This window comes from Parvularcula oceani (assembly GCF_000733125.1).
Lineage (GTDB): Bacteria > Pseudomonadota > Alphaproteobacteria > Caulobacterales > Parvularculaceae > Parvularcula > Parvularcula oceani.
Genome location: NZ_JPHU01000008.1, coordinates 135699 through 149461 on the forward strand (window position 1 = coordinate 135699; position 13763 = coordinate 149461).

Annotated in this window: 11 protein-coding genes; 7 read left to right on the top strand and 4 right to left on the bottom strand. The window is 67.7% G+C overall.

The window, feature by feature from the left end; translation table 11 throughout:
• Window position 1: 1 nt before the first annotated feature.
• Together IE88_RS0110195 and IE88_RS0110200 are read right to left on the bottom strand one after the other, a co-directional pair.
• Complete coding sequence (locus tag IE88_RS0110195) at window positions 2-583, bottom strand: peptidoglycan-binding protein (protein ID WP_031553961.1); 582 nt, start codon at window positions 581-583, stop codon at window positions 2-4.
• Window positions 576-2870 (bottom strand): endonuclease/exonuclease/phosphatase family protein, encoded by a 2295-nt coding sequence (locus IE88_RS0110200; RefSeq protein ID WP_051881889.1) that lies wholly within the window; start codon window positions 2868-2870, stop codon window positions 576-578. The genes IE88_RS0110195 and IE88_RS0110200 overlap by 8 nt, the downstream gene beginning before the upstream one ends.
• A 271-nt stretch (window positions 2871-3141) precedes the next feature.
• On the opposite strand from IE88_RS0110200, the gene IE88_RS0110205 reads away from it, so the two are divergent.
• A complete protein-coding gene (locus IE88_RS0110205; protein ID WP_031553967.1) occupies window positions 3142-4275 on the top strand; it encodes a CaiB/BaiF CoA transferase family protein in 1134 nt (377 codons plus the stop codon).
• Window positions 4276-4278: 3 nt separating this feature from the next.
• On the opposite strand, the gene IE88_RS0110210 is transcribed toward IE88_RS0110205, so the two are convergent.
• Window positions 4279-5481 (bottom strand): acyl-CoA dehydrogenase, encoded by a 1203-nt coding sequence (locus tag IE88_RS0110210; protein WP_051881891.1) that lies wholly within the window; start codon window positions 5479-5481, stop codon window positions 4279-4281.
• A gap of 148 nt (window positions 5482-5629) precedes the next feature.
• Here IE88_RS0110210 and IE88_RS0110215 point away from each other — a divergent pair, with 148 nt between their 5' ends.
• On the top strand, window positions 5630-6517 hold the full coding sequence (locus IE88_RS0110215; RefSeq protein WP_031553973.1) for an acyl-CoA thioesterase: 888 nt from the start codon (window positions 5630-5632) through the stop codon (window positions 6515-6517).
• A complete protein-coding gene (locus IE88_RS0110220) occupies window positions 6517-7161 on the top strand; it encodes a histidine phosphatase family protein (protein ID WP_051881893.1) in 645 nt (214 codons plus the stop codon). Before IE88_RS0110215 ends, IE88_RS0110220 begins: the two co-directional genes overlap by 1 nt.
• 3 nt (window positions 7162-7164) lie before the next feature.
• Here IE88_RS0110220 and IE88_RS0110225 read toward each other — a convergent pair whose 3' ends face one another.
• Window positions 7165-8337 carry an acetyl-CoA C-acyltransferase gene (locus IE88_RS0110225; protein WP_031553980.1) on the bottom strand — a complete coding sequence of 391 codons (1173 nt, stop codon included), beginning with the start codon at window positions 8335-8337 and terminating at the stop codon, window positions 7165-7167.
• Between the two features lie 253 nt (window positions 8338-8590).
• Between IE88_RS0110225 and IE88_RS0110230 the strand changes: the two genes are divergently transcribed.
• Genes IE88_RS0110230 through IE88_RS0110245 form a run of 4 tightly spaced genes read left to right on the top strand, consistent with a single transcriptional unit; the run spans window position 8591 to window position 13736 of the window.
• A complete protein-coding gene (locus IE88_RS0110230; RefSeq protein WP_051881894.1) occupies window positions 8591-10060 on the top strand; it encodes an MFS transporter in 1470 nt (489 codons plus the stop codon).
• 20 nt (window positions 10061-10080) lie between these two features.
• Window positions 10081-11286 carry an acyl-CoA dehydrogenase family protein gene (locus tag IE88_RS0110235; protein WP_031553986.1) on the top strand — a complete coding sequence of 402 codons (1206 nt, stop codon included), beginning with the start codon at window positions 10081-10083 and terminating at the stop codon, window positions 11284-11286.
• Between the two features lie 18 nt (window positions 11287-11304).
• Entirely contained in the window at window positions 11305-12420 is a 1116-nt protein-coding gene (locus tag IE88_RS0110240) for an acyl-CoA dehydrogenase family protein (RefSeq protein ID WP_031553989.1), read from the top strand.
• A gap of 2 nt (window positions 12421-12422) precedes the next feature.
• Complete coding sequence (locus IE88_RS0110245) at window positions 12423-13736, top strand: MFS transporter (protein WP_202900485.1); 1314 nt, start codon at window positions 12423-12425, stop codon at window positions 13734-13736.
• Window positions 13737-13763: the final 27 nt, after the last annotated feature.

Consider the following 13763-nt stretch of genomic DNA (forward strand, 5'->3'; position numbering starts at 1 on the left):
TTCAGGCCCCGAACAGGCGGGCGAGCGTGAGGGAGTCGGGAAAGCCCGTCGCGGCCAGCCCCACCGCGTCCTGATAGCGGCGGACGGCGTTCCGGGTCGCAGCGTCGAAGCGGCCGGTCTGCGAGACCTCGTATCCTTGCTCGGCGAGGCGCCCCTGCATCCGGCGGAGGACCGAGGCATACAGCTCGCGGCTTCGCTCGCCGACGGCGATGCGGACGGTCTCGTCTCTCTCCCGCACACGGTCGCCGGACAGCTCCTCGACCATGGCGCCGACCGCGTCATAGAGCCTGGCCTGCGGGTTCCGCTCGCACCAGGAGGCGAGGGAGGTCGCGATCAGGCCGTCGGTCTGCCAGCTGACGATGTCGTAGGTCTCGGGCAGGAAGCGGTTGGCGGCGGTCAGATAGCCCGCCACCCAGAGCAGCATGTCCTTCGCCGCCTCGTCGCGCGCCTCGAACGCGGAGGCGAAGTCGGTACACGAAGCCGCCCCGGCGCCCTTGGCGGCGAAGCGGCCTTCTGTGTCCTCGGCGTGCGCGACGCCGAGGACGAGGAGGCAGGCAAGGCTTGCGCCGAGGCCCTTAAGCATGGGCGCTGCCGCGGCGGCGCAGGCCGAAGACCGAGGCGAGACCGGCCAGCATCATCCAGAAGGCCGCCGGCAGCGGGATGGCGTCGCCGAGCGCGATCTGGAGCAGGATCGGGTCATGATCGCTCACCGCATCGGCGAAGAGCGTGTTCAGGTGCACGAAGTCGAGAGACACGCCATAGGCTTCGAGCAGCTGGGCCGAGAGGAGGATGTGATCGAGGGCCTGGCTGTTGCCCTCGAAATTGTAGGTATAGGCGTCCGTCATCTCCGCGATCAGCTCGATCGCGTTGGTCAGCACGCCATCCTCGCCCATCAGCGCCTGGAGGGCCGGGCTGAACTGGAAGGCGTTGAAGTCGCCGAGCGCGATGACATTCGCGTCCGGATCGCTGGCGAGGAAGCTGTCGACGAAGGCGTTGATCGCCTCGGCCTGCGCGACGCGGCGGTCTTCGCCCCCATCGATCGGAGGCTGGGTCGCCCCGAAGGCCGGGCTCGATCCGATTCGCGAGGTCAGGTGGTTGTTGATGATCGTGAACTCTTCGCCGCCGAAGGTGAAGGTCGCGACCAGCGGCGTGCGCGTGCGGTCGAAGGCCGGATCGTTCTCCGCGCCGGGCAGGAGCTGGCTCGATTCGAGCGCGACATCGCCCGTATAGAGGAAGGCCGGCAGGATCGTGCCGCCGTCCTGCGGGTCGAGGACGGTGTAGTCATAGCGCGGGCCGCCCGCTTCCACGATGGCGTCGGCGAGGGCCTGGAGGGTCTCTTCGGGAGAGGCGCTGCTGGATTTCAGGACTTCCTGAAGGCCGATCACGTCGGGGTTCTTGAGGTTGCCGACGATCTGCTGGGCCAGGGCCTCGATCCGGTCGCTGTCCGAGGCCGTGGCCTGCTGGATGTTGTAGGTCGCGACCGTCAGAGCGCGGGGTCCGGAGACGAGCGTCGTGACCTCGGGCGTGTTGTTCGCCGCTTCGGTGACGGCGACATCGGTGGCGGTGACGATCTCGTAGTCCGAGAAGCTGTAGCCGAGATGGCCGGTCACGTCGCCGAGGCCGTCTCCGACATTCGGAGAGGCGACATCGGTGCCGTTGCCGGGCTGGATCTGGATCCGCTCGGGGTTGAAGTCGCCCTCGGAGATCGTGATGCCGCCCGCCTCGTTCATGCCGGTGGCATAGGCGCCGCTATTGCCGACCGCGTAGACCTCGCCGAAGCGGTTCGCCGTCGAGACGGCCTGCGCGCCGGGAAGGCGGACGAGCATCCCCTCAAGCGATTCGTAATAGTCGATCCCGTCCGTGCGCGGATCGAAGGAGGTCAGCCCGTCATCGTCGATGGTCTCGGTCGGCGCGGTGCGGCCGTCGAGGCCCATGATGACCGCTTCGGGAAGGGCATTGCCGCTGCTGAGGACTTGCGTCGTGGCCGAGGTGATCTCGGTCAGGGTCAGCGCCTCGGCCTGGCTGGACGGGCGGTATTCGGTGACTTCGCCGGAAATCGAGACCGCATCGCCGACCGCGACGGCGGGGCTGCCGCCCGTGAAGACGAAGACGCCGTCAGAGGTCGCGATATCGCCGTCGCCCTCGGCGTCCTGGACGTAATAGCCGTTGGAGGCGAGGCCGGTGACGATGCCCGTCGTCTCCACGGCCTGGCCTTCATAGGCAGAGACATGGCCAGCGCCCTGGATCTCGTAGATGGCGAGCGTCTGCGGCGCGGGCGGCTCGGTCGGCGCCTGGGGCTGGCCGAAGCTCTGCCCCGCATTGATGCTGCCGGCCGTGTTCGGCTGCGGCGCGGTCCATTCGAAGTCGCTGCCCTCGAACCCCATGCCGGTGCGCTGGAGCGAGTAGCCGACCGGCGTGCTGCCCGGTTCGGAAACGCCGATATCGGTGGAGGTCAGGCCGTCCGCGGCGCCGCCCGAGGCGGTGAAGCTGCCCTCATAGCTGAGGAATTCGACGACCGATCCGGCATCGTCGACGAGCGCGAAGCCGTCCGGCGAGCCGTTCTGGATGCCCGAATAGTCGAAGGTCGCGAAGCCGTAGCCGTTCGCCTGATCCGTCAGCGTGCCGAACAGGTCGATCGTGCCGTAGGCCGCGTTGTTGTTGCCGTTGTAAAGAACGAGCTTCCAGCCATCGAGGCTCGTATCGGCCTCGCCCGCGATCTCGAAGAACTCGCCGGTGTCGCCGCCGGTGTTGTCGTAGTGGAACTCGTTGACGAAGACCGTGGCGGCCTGGGCGCCGATGACGCTCTGGCTGAGATAGGCGAGGGCGGTGGCCGCAAGGAGGCGGCGGCGCGTTGCGGGGCGTCGGATCATGATTGCTCTTCGGAGTCGTGTGGAACGATGCCGGGACCGGCGGGTGATTACCGGAGTGTTAAGGAGCTTCCTCTTCAGTTTCATGACAGCCCGCGGCCCGTCGCGGCCGAAAAAGGAGGAAAGCGAAGGATTTGGGTACCCGATTTCTGCCGCCGGGCGAACCGGCCCGTAGCGCCGACAACCTCTCCGGGAAGCGGAGGAAGGGAAGGCGGCGTTGATCGAATCGGGGCGATCGCGCAGGCTCGCGGCATCAATGATCGGAGCGGCCTCGATGCACGGACCCCTCAGCGGATTGCGGATCGTCGAATTCGCCGGAATCGGGCCGGGGCCGTTCTGCGGCATGATGCTCGCCGATCACGGAGCGGAGGTCGTCCGTATCGAGCGGGTCGGCGCGGCCCCGGTCCTCGATGCGAGCCCGCTCGACCGCTCCCGCCGCACGATCGGTATCGACACCAAGTCCGAGGAAGGCGTCGCGCTCGCCCGGCGCCTCGCTGCGGGCGCGGACGGCCTGATCGAGGGGTTCCGCCCCGGCGTCATGGAGCGGCTGGGCCTCGGGCCTGATACCCTGCTCGGGGACAATCCGAAGCTCGTTTATGGCCGCATGACCGGCTGGGGGCAGGACGGCCCTTACGCGCAGGCCGCCGGCCATGACATCAACTACATCGCGCTGTCCGGCATGCTGCACACTTGCGGGCGGGCGGGGGAGAAGCCGACGCCGCCGGTCAACTATCTCGGCGATTTCGCAGGGGGCGGCATGATGCTCGCCTTCGGCATGGTCAGCGCGCTCCTCCATGTGCAGCGGGGCGGCGAGGGACAGGTGATCGACTGCGCCATGACCGACGGCTCGGCGCTGATCGGCGCGATCACCTGGGGCATGCATGCCAGCGGCATGTGGAGAGACGAGCGCGGGGTGAACCTCCTCGACACGGGCGCCCCCTTCTACGAAACCTATGAGACGAAGGACGGCAAGTTCGTCGCTCTCGGCGCCATCGAGCCGCACTTCTACGCGCTGCTGCTGGAGCGCCTCGGCCTGGCCGGGGACGAGACCATGCGCGCGCAGATGCAGACCGGCCGGTGGGAAGAGCAGCGCGCGCTCCTGACGCGGCTCTTCCGCATGCGGACGCGGGAGGAGTGGTGCGAGATCCTGGAAGGCACGGATGCCTGCTTCGCGCCGGTCCTCTCCCTGTCTGAGGCGCCGCGGCATCCGCACAATGCCGCGCGGGGCACCTTCGCCGAGGTGGCAGGCCGCATCCAGCCCGCCCCCGCCCCGCGCTATTCGGAAACCGGAACCCGGCCGCCCGAGCAGGCAGCCGCGCCGGGCGCCGATACGCAGGCCATCCTTTCGGAGCTCGGCCTCGAAGCGGGCGAGATCGCCCGCCTGCGCGAGGGCGGCGTGGTCGGCTGAGCCCTATTGGAACGCCTGGAGGCCCGTCATGGCGCGCCCCAGGATCAGGGCGTGCACGTCATGCGTGCCCTCATAGGTGTTCACCGTTTCGAGGTTCATCGCGTGGCGCAGCACGTGATATTCCTCGGAGATGCCATTGCCGCCATGCACGTCCCTGGCGAGCCGGGCGATATCGAGAGCCTTGCCGCAATTGTTCCGCTTCATCATCGAGATCGCTTCGGGAACATAGGCGCCCTCGTCGAGGAGGCGGCCGAGGCGCAGAGCGCCCTGAAGGCCGAGCGCGATCTCGGTCTGCATGTCGGCGAGCTTCTTCTGGACGAGCTGGGTGCCCGCGATCGGCTTTCCGAAGACGATGCGCTCCATCGCGTAGTCCCGCGCGGCCATCCAGCAGAATTCCGCCGCGCCCATCGCGCCCCAGGAAATGCCGTAGCGCGCCTTGTTGAGGCAGGAGAAGGGCCCGCGCAGGCCCCGCACATTGGGAAGCAGCGCCTCTTCGGGCACTTCGGCATCGTCGAGCACGATCTCGCCCGTGACGCTCGCGCGCAAGCTGAGCTTGCCCTCGATCTTGGGCGTCTCGAAGCCCTTCGTGCCCCGCTCGACGACGAAACCGCGAATGTCTCCGTCGAGCTTGGCCCAGACCACGGCGAGGTCGCAGATCGGCGAGTTGGTGATCCACATCTTCGAGCCGTTGAGGCGGTAGCCGCCGGACACTTTCTCCGCCCGGGTCCGCATGGCGCCGGGGTCCGAGCCGCCATCGGTCTCGGTCAGCCCGAAGCAGCCGACCTTCTCTCCGCTCGCGAGGCCGGGAAGATATTCCTTCTTCTGTTCCTCGGTGCCGAAGGCCTCGATCGGATACATGACGAGCGAGGACTGCACGCTCATCGCGGAGCGGTATCCCGAATCGACCCGCTCCACCTCGCGCGCGATCAGGCCATAGGCGACATGGCTGGCACCCGCCCCGCCATACTCCTCGGCCACGGTCGCGCCGAGCAGGCCCTGCGCCCCCATCTCGGACAGGATCTCGCGGTCGAAGCGCTCTTCGCGATTGGCCGAGATCACCCGGGGCATCAGCCTGTCCTGGCAATAGCTGTGCGCCGAATCGCGGATCATCCGCTCCTCGTCGGAAAGCTGCTGATCGAGAAGCAGCGGATCGGACCAGTCAAAGCGGGTCTCGGCCTTGGGCGGCACGGCGGTCGAGGCGGACATGATCGCTCCTTTCGAACTGATCGTATGGCGCTTGGGGGCAGCGTAGCGCCTGCGGGGCCGCGGGGCCACTCTGCAAGGGGTGATGGCGGCGACTTGCCTCGGCGGGCGGCGGCTGGAACAAGGGCCGGACGCCACTCGAAACAGCAGTATGGATTTCTCCGCCGACGCCCCCACTCTTGCAAAAGCGCTGTTCGACCTTCTCGAGGTGGAACGGCTCGACACCGATCTTTTCCGCGGCGGGCGGGACGAATATCCCGACGGACGCCCCCGCATATTCGGCGGCCAGGTCGTCGCGCAGGCTCTCGCCTCCGCCGCGCATTCGGTCGAGGAGGGGCGGGCGCCGCACTCCCTCCACGCCTATTTCGTGCGCGCCGGCGATGTCGACGCGCCGGTCATCTACAAGGTCGAGCGCGACCATGACGGGCGCAGCTTCTCGAACCGCCGCGTGGTGGCGACCCAGCATGGCAAGACGATCCTGAACATGATCGCCTCCTTCCACACCGAGGAGGAGGGGTTCAGCCATCAGGACGAGATGCCGGACGTGCCGGCGCCGGAGGATCTGCGCAGCGACGCCGAGGTGGTGGACGATCTCGAAAACGCCCATCCGAAATTCCGCGCCTGGATGTCGCGGCCCCGCCCCATCGAGATCCGCCGGGTGAATGCCCGCATGATCGATCCGGAGCCCGCCGAACCGCTTCACCACATGTGGTTCCGCGCGGCGGCGCCGGTGACGGGCGACGAGATGCTGCACCGGGCCGTGCTCGCCTATGCTTCGGACATGGCGCTTCTGGGCACCGCGATGATGCCCCACGGGGTGAACTGGATCACGCCGGGCCTTCGCTCTGCCAGCATCGACCACGCGCTCTGGTTCCACGCGCCGACGGATATGGGCGAATGGCACCTCTACACGACGCGCAGTCCCTGGGCCGGCGGCGCGAGGGGCTACAATACCGGCAGCATCTTCCGCCGCGACGGCACGCTCGTCGCCAGCGTCGCGCAGGAGGGGCTGATCCGGATGATGGACCGCAAAAGCTGATGGCCGATGTCCTCTACTTCGTCCGTCACGGCGAGACCGACTGGAATGCCGAACGCTGGATGCAGGGGCAGTGGGAGTCGAGCCTGACAGAGCGCGGCCGCGCGCAGGCCGAGGCCAACGCCGTCCTGCTCGCGAGGCTCGGGGTCGACCGCATCTATGCCTCGCCGCTGCGGCGCACGCGGGATACCGCCGAGACGATCGCAGCCCGCACCGACTGCCCCGTGACCTATCACGACCGGCTGAAGGAATGGCATGCCGGCGAATGGTCCGGTTTCCTCTACCAGGAGGTCATGGAGCGCTGGCCGGACGAATGGGCGGCCTGGCGGGACGATATGTGGAACTACCGGCCACCCGGCTGCGAGAACTTCGTCGATCTCGAGCGCCGGGGCGGCACCTTCCTGAGCGAGGTTCTGGCGGGCGCCGCGCAGCGCGTCGCCATCGTCAGCCACGGCTTCATCGGCCGCGCGATGATCAAGGGCCTGCTCGGCCTGACCGAGGCGGACGCGCTGACGCTCCGCCAGGGCAATGACATGATCTATGCCCTGACCCGCGCCGAGGGCGGCTGGCGCGCAGAGCGCTATGTGGCGGGCGAGGGGCCCTTCGCCGGTCTCAGCGAAGGGCAGGAGGCGCCGAAGACGGCTTGAGGCTCAAAGGACCTCGAACAGGCCGGCCGCGCCCATGCCGCCGCCGACGCACATGGTGACGACGACCCAGCGGGCGCCGCGCCGCTTGCCCTCGATCAGGATATGCCCCGTCAGGCGCGCGCCCGACATGCCGAAGGGGTGGCCGATGGAAATCGCGCCGCCATTCACGTTGAAGCGCTCATTGGGCAGGCCGAGCCGGTCGCGGCAATAGATCGTCTGCACCGCGAAGGCCTCGTTCAGCTCCCACAGATCGATATCGTCGCGCGACAGGCCGAAGCGCTCGAGCAGCTTCGGCACGGCGAAGACGGGGCCGATGCCCATCTCGTCGGGCTCGGTCCCGGCCACGGCAAGCCCGACATAGCGGCCGAGGGGGGAGAGCCCGCGCCGCTCGGCCTCCTTCGCTTCCATCAGGACCGAGGCCGAGGCGCCGTCCGAGAGCTGGCTCGCATTCCCGGCGGTAATGGTGCCGTCCTCCATGACGGGTTTCAGGTCCGCCAGCGCCTCCATCGTCGTCTGCGGCCGGTTGCCCTCATCCTCGGTCAGCGTGACTTCGCGCTCGGAGGTCTCTCCCGTCTTCTTGTCCTTCACTGCCATCACGGCGCTCACCGGCACGATCTCGTCGTCGAAGCGCCCTTCGGCCTTGGCCTGCGCCACGCGCTGCTGGGACTGGAGCGCATAGGCATCCATGTCTTCGCGCGCGATGCCGTAGCGCTGAGCGACGACTTCGGCGGTCTCCAGCATCGGCATGTCGATGAAGGGATGCATGGCCACGAGTTCGGGATCGGGCGCACGCCAATAGCGGTCGGTCTGGGTCGTCGAAACCGAATCGAGCCCGCCCGCGACGATGACGTCCATCCTGTCCGTGATGATCTGCTTGGCCGCCGTCGCGATGGTCATCAGGCCCGACGCGCAGGCCCTGTCCATGGTCAGGCCCGGCACGCTGACCGGCAGGCCTGCACGAAGGGCCGCCGTCCGGCCGACCGCATGCTGCGGGCCCTGCGGCCGCGCCGTGCCCAGAATGCAATCCTCGACCTCGGCCGGATCGACGCCGCTGCGCTCGACGGCGGCCCTGATCGCATGGGCGCCGAGGGTGGGGCCGAGCACCTGGTTGAGCGAACCCCGATAGGCCTTGCCAATGGGCGTGCGGGCGGTCGAGACGATGACGGCTTCGCGCATTGGTTTCCTCCCGAGGCCGCTGCGTTTCGAAGGGTCGGCCTGCTGTTGTCGTTTGGCGGCCGGCATTCGCGCGCAGCGGCGTGCTCGTCCCGCACCGTTCGTTCCTGCTTATCTGCCGGGCCGCTTTCTTCGCAAGGCGCACATGCGGCGCAGGCCCGTGTGCGGGATGGTTTCCATCGAATCGAAAAGGGAGTACGACCGGCGGACTATAAAAAAGAGCGTCCGGCAGGGGCGCGGCAGGGAGGGACGGTTCATGACACGTCCGATCGCAAGGCCCGGCGGCGTGCCGCCTCTCGGCAGCGGCACCAAGCTGCTCTACGGCGTCGGCTCGCTCTCTTACGGCATCAAGGATGCCGCGTTCCGGACCTTCCTCGTCTGGTACTACAACCAGGTGATCGGGGCGCCCGTCGCGCTGATCTCGGGGGCGGTCTTCTTCGCCCTGCTCGTCGACGCAGTGTCGGACCCGGTGGTGGGGCAGCTCTCCGACCGCCTGCGGACGAAATGGGGGCGGCGCCATCCCCTGATGTATGCTTCGGCGCTTCCGGCCGCCGCATCCTTCCTGCTCCTGTGGATGCCGCCGGAGGGGCTCAGCGGCACGGGCCTGTTCTGGTATGTCGTGGTGGTCTCCAGCCTCGTGCGGACCTTCATCACCTTCTACGAGATCCCGAGCAGCGCGCTCGCCCCGGAACTCGCCAGCGACTATGACGAGCGGACGACGCTCGCGAGCTACCGCTATCTCTTCGGTTATCTCGGCGGCTACGGCATGGCGGCGCTGGCGCTCTTCGTCTTCCTGCGCCCGACAGAAGGCTATCCCGTGGGGCAGCTCAATCCTGCAGGCTACATGACCTTCGGCATTGTCGGCGCCGCGCTGATGCTGGGCACGGTGCTCCTCTCGACGATCGGCACCCACAACCGCATCCCCTATCTCAGCGTGCCGGAGAAGCGCGAGGGGGAGGGCGTGATCCGGACCTTCCAGCACATCTTCCGCACCTTCCGGCATGGGGGCTTCCTGGCGATCCTGACCTTCGGGGTGATGAAATACACCGCCATCGGAATAACCGGCGCGCTCAGCCTCTATTTCGCGACCTATTTCTGGGGGCTCAATGCCTGGCAGGTCGGGGTCCTCACCTTCGAAGGGATCGTTGCGGCGGGCGCGGCCTTCGTGGTCGGGCCCGTCCTGTCGCGCAGGATGGGCAAGCGGGCGGGCGCCGTGGCCCTCGCCGTGGCCGCGGTTCTCTTCGCGATGACGCCCTTCGCGCTGCGCTTTGCGGGCGCCTTCTGGCCGAACGGCCACCCGGCGCTCCTGCCCTCGCTCTTCGTCTTCCAGGCGCTCTACGTGTCCTGCGGCGCGGCCTCGGCCATGCTGGTCCATTCCATGATCGGCGATGTTGTTGACGAACGGGCGGTGGCGACCGGGCGGCGGGCAGAGGGCCTTTTCTATGCCGCCAACAGCCTGATGCAGAAATGCTCTTCGGGCCTCGGCGTCTTCGCCGCCGGCCTGCTCCTCGCCGCCGTCGGCATGCCGGAGGGCGGGCGGGGGACGCCGGTGCCGCCCGAGGTGATCCGCGACCTCGCCCTCGTCTACGTGCCGACGCTGCTCGTCCTTTATTGCGGCGGCGCGGTCTTCCTCAAATTCTACCACATCGACCGCGAGCGCCAGGCCGCCACCAGGGCCACCATCGAAGCCGGCGCCCCGCCGGTGAAGACGACGCTCGCCAGCTAACGACACGATCAGGAGGCAGAATGTCTGCGTCAGAGAAAGCAGAAACCGACCCGCTCGAAGCGTTCCGCGACGAAGTCCGCGCCTTCCTGGCGGAAAATTTCGATCCCTCGCTCGTCGGCAAGGACAATGTCATGTCCTCGGTCGAGGGCGATGACGAGATGAGCCCCGAGGCCGCCAGGTGGAAGACCGCCATGGGCGAGCGCGGCTGGGGCACGCCGACCTGGCCCAGGGAGTATGGCGGCGGCGGGCTCAGCCGCGCCGAGGCCAAGGTGCTCAACCAGGAAATGATGCGCGCCAAGGCATGGAACCCCATCGGCGGCATGGGCGTCATGATGCTCGGGCCGACCCTCTTGGAATTCGCCTCCGAAGAGCAGAAGCAGCGCCACATCCCGCCGATCTGCCGCGGCGAGATCCGCTGGTGCCAGGGCTATTCCGAACCGGGCGCGGGCTCCGACCTCGCCAGCCTGAAATGCAAGGCGGAAGACAAGGGCGACCACTATCTCGTCAACGGCCAGAAGACATGGACCTCGGGTGGTCAGTGGGCCGATTGGTGCTTCGCGCTGGTGCGCACCTCGACCCACCACAAGCATGAGGGGATCAGCTTCCTCCTCCTCGACATGAAGACGCTCGGCGTCGAGGTCCGGCCGATCCGGCTGATCTCCGGCGCCTCGCCCTTCTGCGAGACCTTCTTCACCGACGTGAAGGTGCCCAAGGAGAACCTCGTCGGACAGGAGGGGCAGGGCTGGACCATCGGCAAGCGCCTTCTGGAGCATGAGCGGACGAACCTGTCCGGCGGCTCGCGCCTCGCGGGGTTCATGGGCCCCTCCGTCGCCGATCTCGCTAAGCGCTATATCGGCACGGACGAAGAGGGGCGCATCGCGGACCCCGACCTCCGCACACGCATCATCCGGCACGACATGGAGGCGCGCAGCTTCATGCTGACCGCGCAGCGGGTGATGGAGAACGCCAAGACCGGCGGGCCGACCACGATCAGCTCCATCCTCAAGAATGTCGGCACCAAGGTGCAGCAGGAGCGGGCCGAGCTGATCCTCGAGATCATGGGCATGAACGGCCTCGGCTGGGACGGAGAAGGCTTCGCCGAGGACGAGCTTTCCGCAACCCGCAGCTGGCTCTGGGGCAAGGCCACCTCGATCTATGGCGGCACGGCCGAGATTCAGAACAACGTCATCGCCAAGCGCATCCTCGGGATGCTGGACCACCAGTAAGGGCAGGGGAGCGAGCTCATGGTTACCCTCAACGAAGAACAGACGATGCTGCGCGACATGGCGCGCGACTGGGCCGCGAATGAAGCACCGGTCAGCGCCTTCCGCGCTTTGCGGGATCGGAAGGCGGTGGCGGGCTTCGACCGCTCGACCTTCGAGGAGATGGCGCAGATGGGCTGGACCGGCGTCATCGCGCCGGAGAGCTATGGCGGCTCGGAATTCGGCGTCCTCGGCCTCGGCCTCGTGCTGGAGGAGACCGGCCGCACGCTGACGGCGAGCCCGCTCCTGTCCAGCGGCCTCGTCGCCGTCAGCGCGCTGATGCTCGGCGGCAGCGACGCGCAGAAGGAGCGCTGGCTGCCCGGCCTCGCCAGCGGCGAGACCATCGGCACGCTGGCCGTCGACGAAGGCCCGCGCCACGATCCCGCGAAGATCGAGGCCAAGGCCGAAAAGAGAGGTGATGGCTTCGTCCTGTCGGGCACCAAGGCCTATGTCCCGGAGGGCGACAGCGCCGACCTCTTCATCGTCGCCGCGCGCACCGGCGAGGGGATCGGCCTCTTCCTCGTTCCCGGCAATGCGGAGGGCGTCAGCCGCTCCGCGCGCAGCATGGTCGACAGCCGCAGCCACGCCTTCGTGCAGTTCGAAGGCGTCTCTCTGCCGTCCGACGCGCTGCTCGGCGAGGAGGACGGCGCCGCGCTTCTCGACAAAATCCTCGACCGCGCCCGGATCGGCACGGCCGCGGAGATGCTGGGCCTGTGCTCGCAGGCCTTCGACATGACGCTCGACTATCTCAAGACGCGCGAGCAATTCGGCGAGATCCTGTCCCGCTTTCAGGCCTTGCAGCACCGCATGGCCCACCTGTTCACGCAGATCGAACTGATGCGCTCGACGGTCGAGGCGGCGCTGGTCGCGGTCGATCAGGACCGGGCCGACCTGCCGGTCATGGCCTCGCTCGCCAAGGCGGTCGCGAACGAGACGACTCACCTGATGAGCCGCGAGCTGATCCAGCTTCACGGCGGCATCGGCATGACGGATGATTACGATGCCGGCTTCTATCTCAAGCGGGCCCGGATTCTCGAGAACGCCTATGGCAATGCGAGCTTCCACCGCGAGCGCTTCGCCCGGCTGAGCGGGTACTGAGCATGCGGCCCTTCCGGCTCGCCGGCGGCGGGCCGGAGGCGCCAGAGCCGGCCATGGACGAAGCGGCCTATGACCGCTTCGTCCGGGAAAATCTGCGCCGGAACTATATCGCGCATTTCACGCATGGCTGCCTCGGCATGACCGGGTTCCGCCTGATCTTCGCGCCGACCTTCGTTCCCGCCTATCTCTTCGCGCTGACCGGTTCGCCCTTCCTCGTCGGCCTCGGCCAGTCGCTGCTCCAGGTCGGAGCGATCTTCTCTCCCGTGATCGGCGCGACCCGGATCGAGCATCAGCGTCGCGTGCTGCCTGCGGCCGTCTCCATCGGCACCATGATGCGGGTGGCGATCCTCGGCCTCGCGCTCAGCGGCTGGATCCTGTCGGGCGCGCCGCTCGTCCTTGCGACTTTCTTCTTCCTGACGATGCTGGGTTTCTATCTCGGCTCCCAGCGCGTGGCCTTCCAGTTCCTGATGGCCAAGGTCATCCCGGTCCGGAAGCGGGGCCAGCTCCAGGCCTGGCGCAACCTCTTCGGCGGCGCCATCGCGGCGGCGCTGTCCTTCTGGGCCGGTGCGACGCTGATCGAGAACGACGTGCTCGGCAACGGCTACGCCGCGACCTTCATGATCAGCTTCGTGCTGACGAGCGCGGGCCTCTCCGTCCTCTACCTCCTCCTGCGCGAGCCCGATGCGCCGACCGTGCGGGAGCGCAAGCGGGTGCGCGACCGGCTGCGCGAATTTCCCAAGCTCATCGAGGATCGCGACTATCGCAACTTCCTCCTCGCGCAGCTCCTGACGACGGCGGGGCGGATCTCGCTGCCCTTCTGCATCCTCTATGCGGGCCAGAAGATGGAGGTCGACGGGACGGCCATAGGGCTTCTTTCCGTCGCCTTCCTCGGCGCGGACACCGTCAGCAATCTCGTCTGGGGTTATCTCGGCGATCGGCGGGGGTTCCGCGCGGTGATGATCCTGGTCGTGCTGACCTGGATCGCCGCGCTCCTCGTCCTGATCTTCGCGCAGGCGCCGTGGCAGTTCTTCCTGGCCTTTTTCGGCCTTGGCGCCGCCATGTCGGGCTACCTGCTCAGCGCACCGACGCTGGTGCTCGAATTCGGCGATCGGGCCGACGTGCCCATGCGGCTCGCCCTCTCCACGACGGCCGAAACCAGCATGGCCGCGCTCGGCCCGCTGGTCGGCGGGCTGATCGCCAGCGCATTCGGCTTCGTTCCCGTCTTCGTGCTCGCGATTCTCTTTCTCGCAGTTGCAGCATTTGTACTTGTGACTTCGGTCAAGGAGCCCCGCTATAGATTCCCTACAACAGGATAGACCGATGTTAGCGGTAACTATCGAATG

Bases quoted from the DNA above. Each gene is read 5' to 3' on its own strand.
- IE88_RS0110195 (WP_031553961.1), bottom strand. From the start codon at position 583: ATGCTTAAGGGCCTCGGCGCAAGCCTTGCCTGCCTCCTCGTCCTCGGC.
- IE88_RS0110200 (WP_051881889.1), bottom strand. From the start codon at position 2,870: ATGATCCGACGCCCCGCAACGCGCCGCCGCCTCCTTGCGGCCACCGCC.
- IE88_RS0110205 (WP_031553967.1), top strand. From the start codon at position 3,142: ATGCACGGACCCCTCAGCGGATTGCGGATCGTCGAATTCGCCGGAATC.
- IE88_RS0110210 (WP_051881891.1), bottom strand. From the start codon at position 5,481: ATGTCCGCCTCGACCGCCGTGCCGCCCAAGGCCGAGACCCGCTTTGAC.
- IE88_RS0110215 (WP_031553973.1), top strand. From the start codon at position 5,630: ATGGATTTCTCCGCCGACGCCCCCACTCTTGCAAAAGCGCTGTTCGAC.
- IE88_RS0110220 (WP_051881893.1), top strand. From the start codon at position 6,517: ATGGCCGATGTCCTCTACTTCGTCCGTCACGGCGAGACCGACTGGAAT.
- IE88_RS0110225 (WP_031553980.1), bottom strand. From the start codon at position 8,337: ATGCGCGAAGCCGTCATCGTCTCGACCGCCCGCACGCCCATTGGCAAG.
- IE88_RS0110230 (WP_051881894.1), top strand. From the start codon at position 8,591: ATGACACGTCCGATCGCAAGGCCCGGCGGCGTGCCGCCTCTCGGCAGC.
- IE88_RS0110235 (WP_031553986.1), top strand. From the start codon at position 10,081: ATGTCTGCGTCAGAGAAAGCAGAAACCGACCCGCTCGAAGCGTTCCGC.
- IE88_RS0110240 (WP_031553989.1), top strand. From the start codon at position 11,305: ATGGTTACCCTCAACGAAGAACAGACGATGCTGCGCGACATGGCGCGC.
- IE88_RS0110245 (WP_202900485.1), top strand. From the start codon at position 12,423: ATGCGGCCCTTCCGGCTCGCCGGCGGCGGGCCGGAGGCGCCAGAGCCG.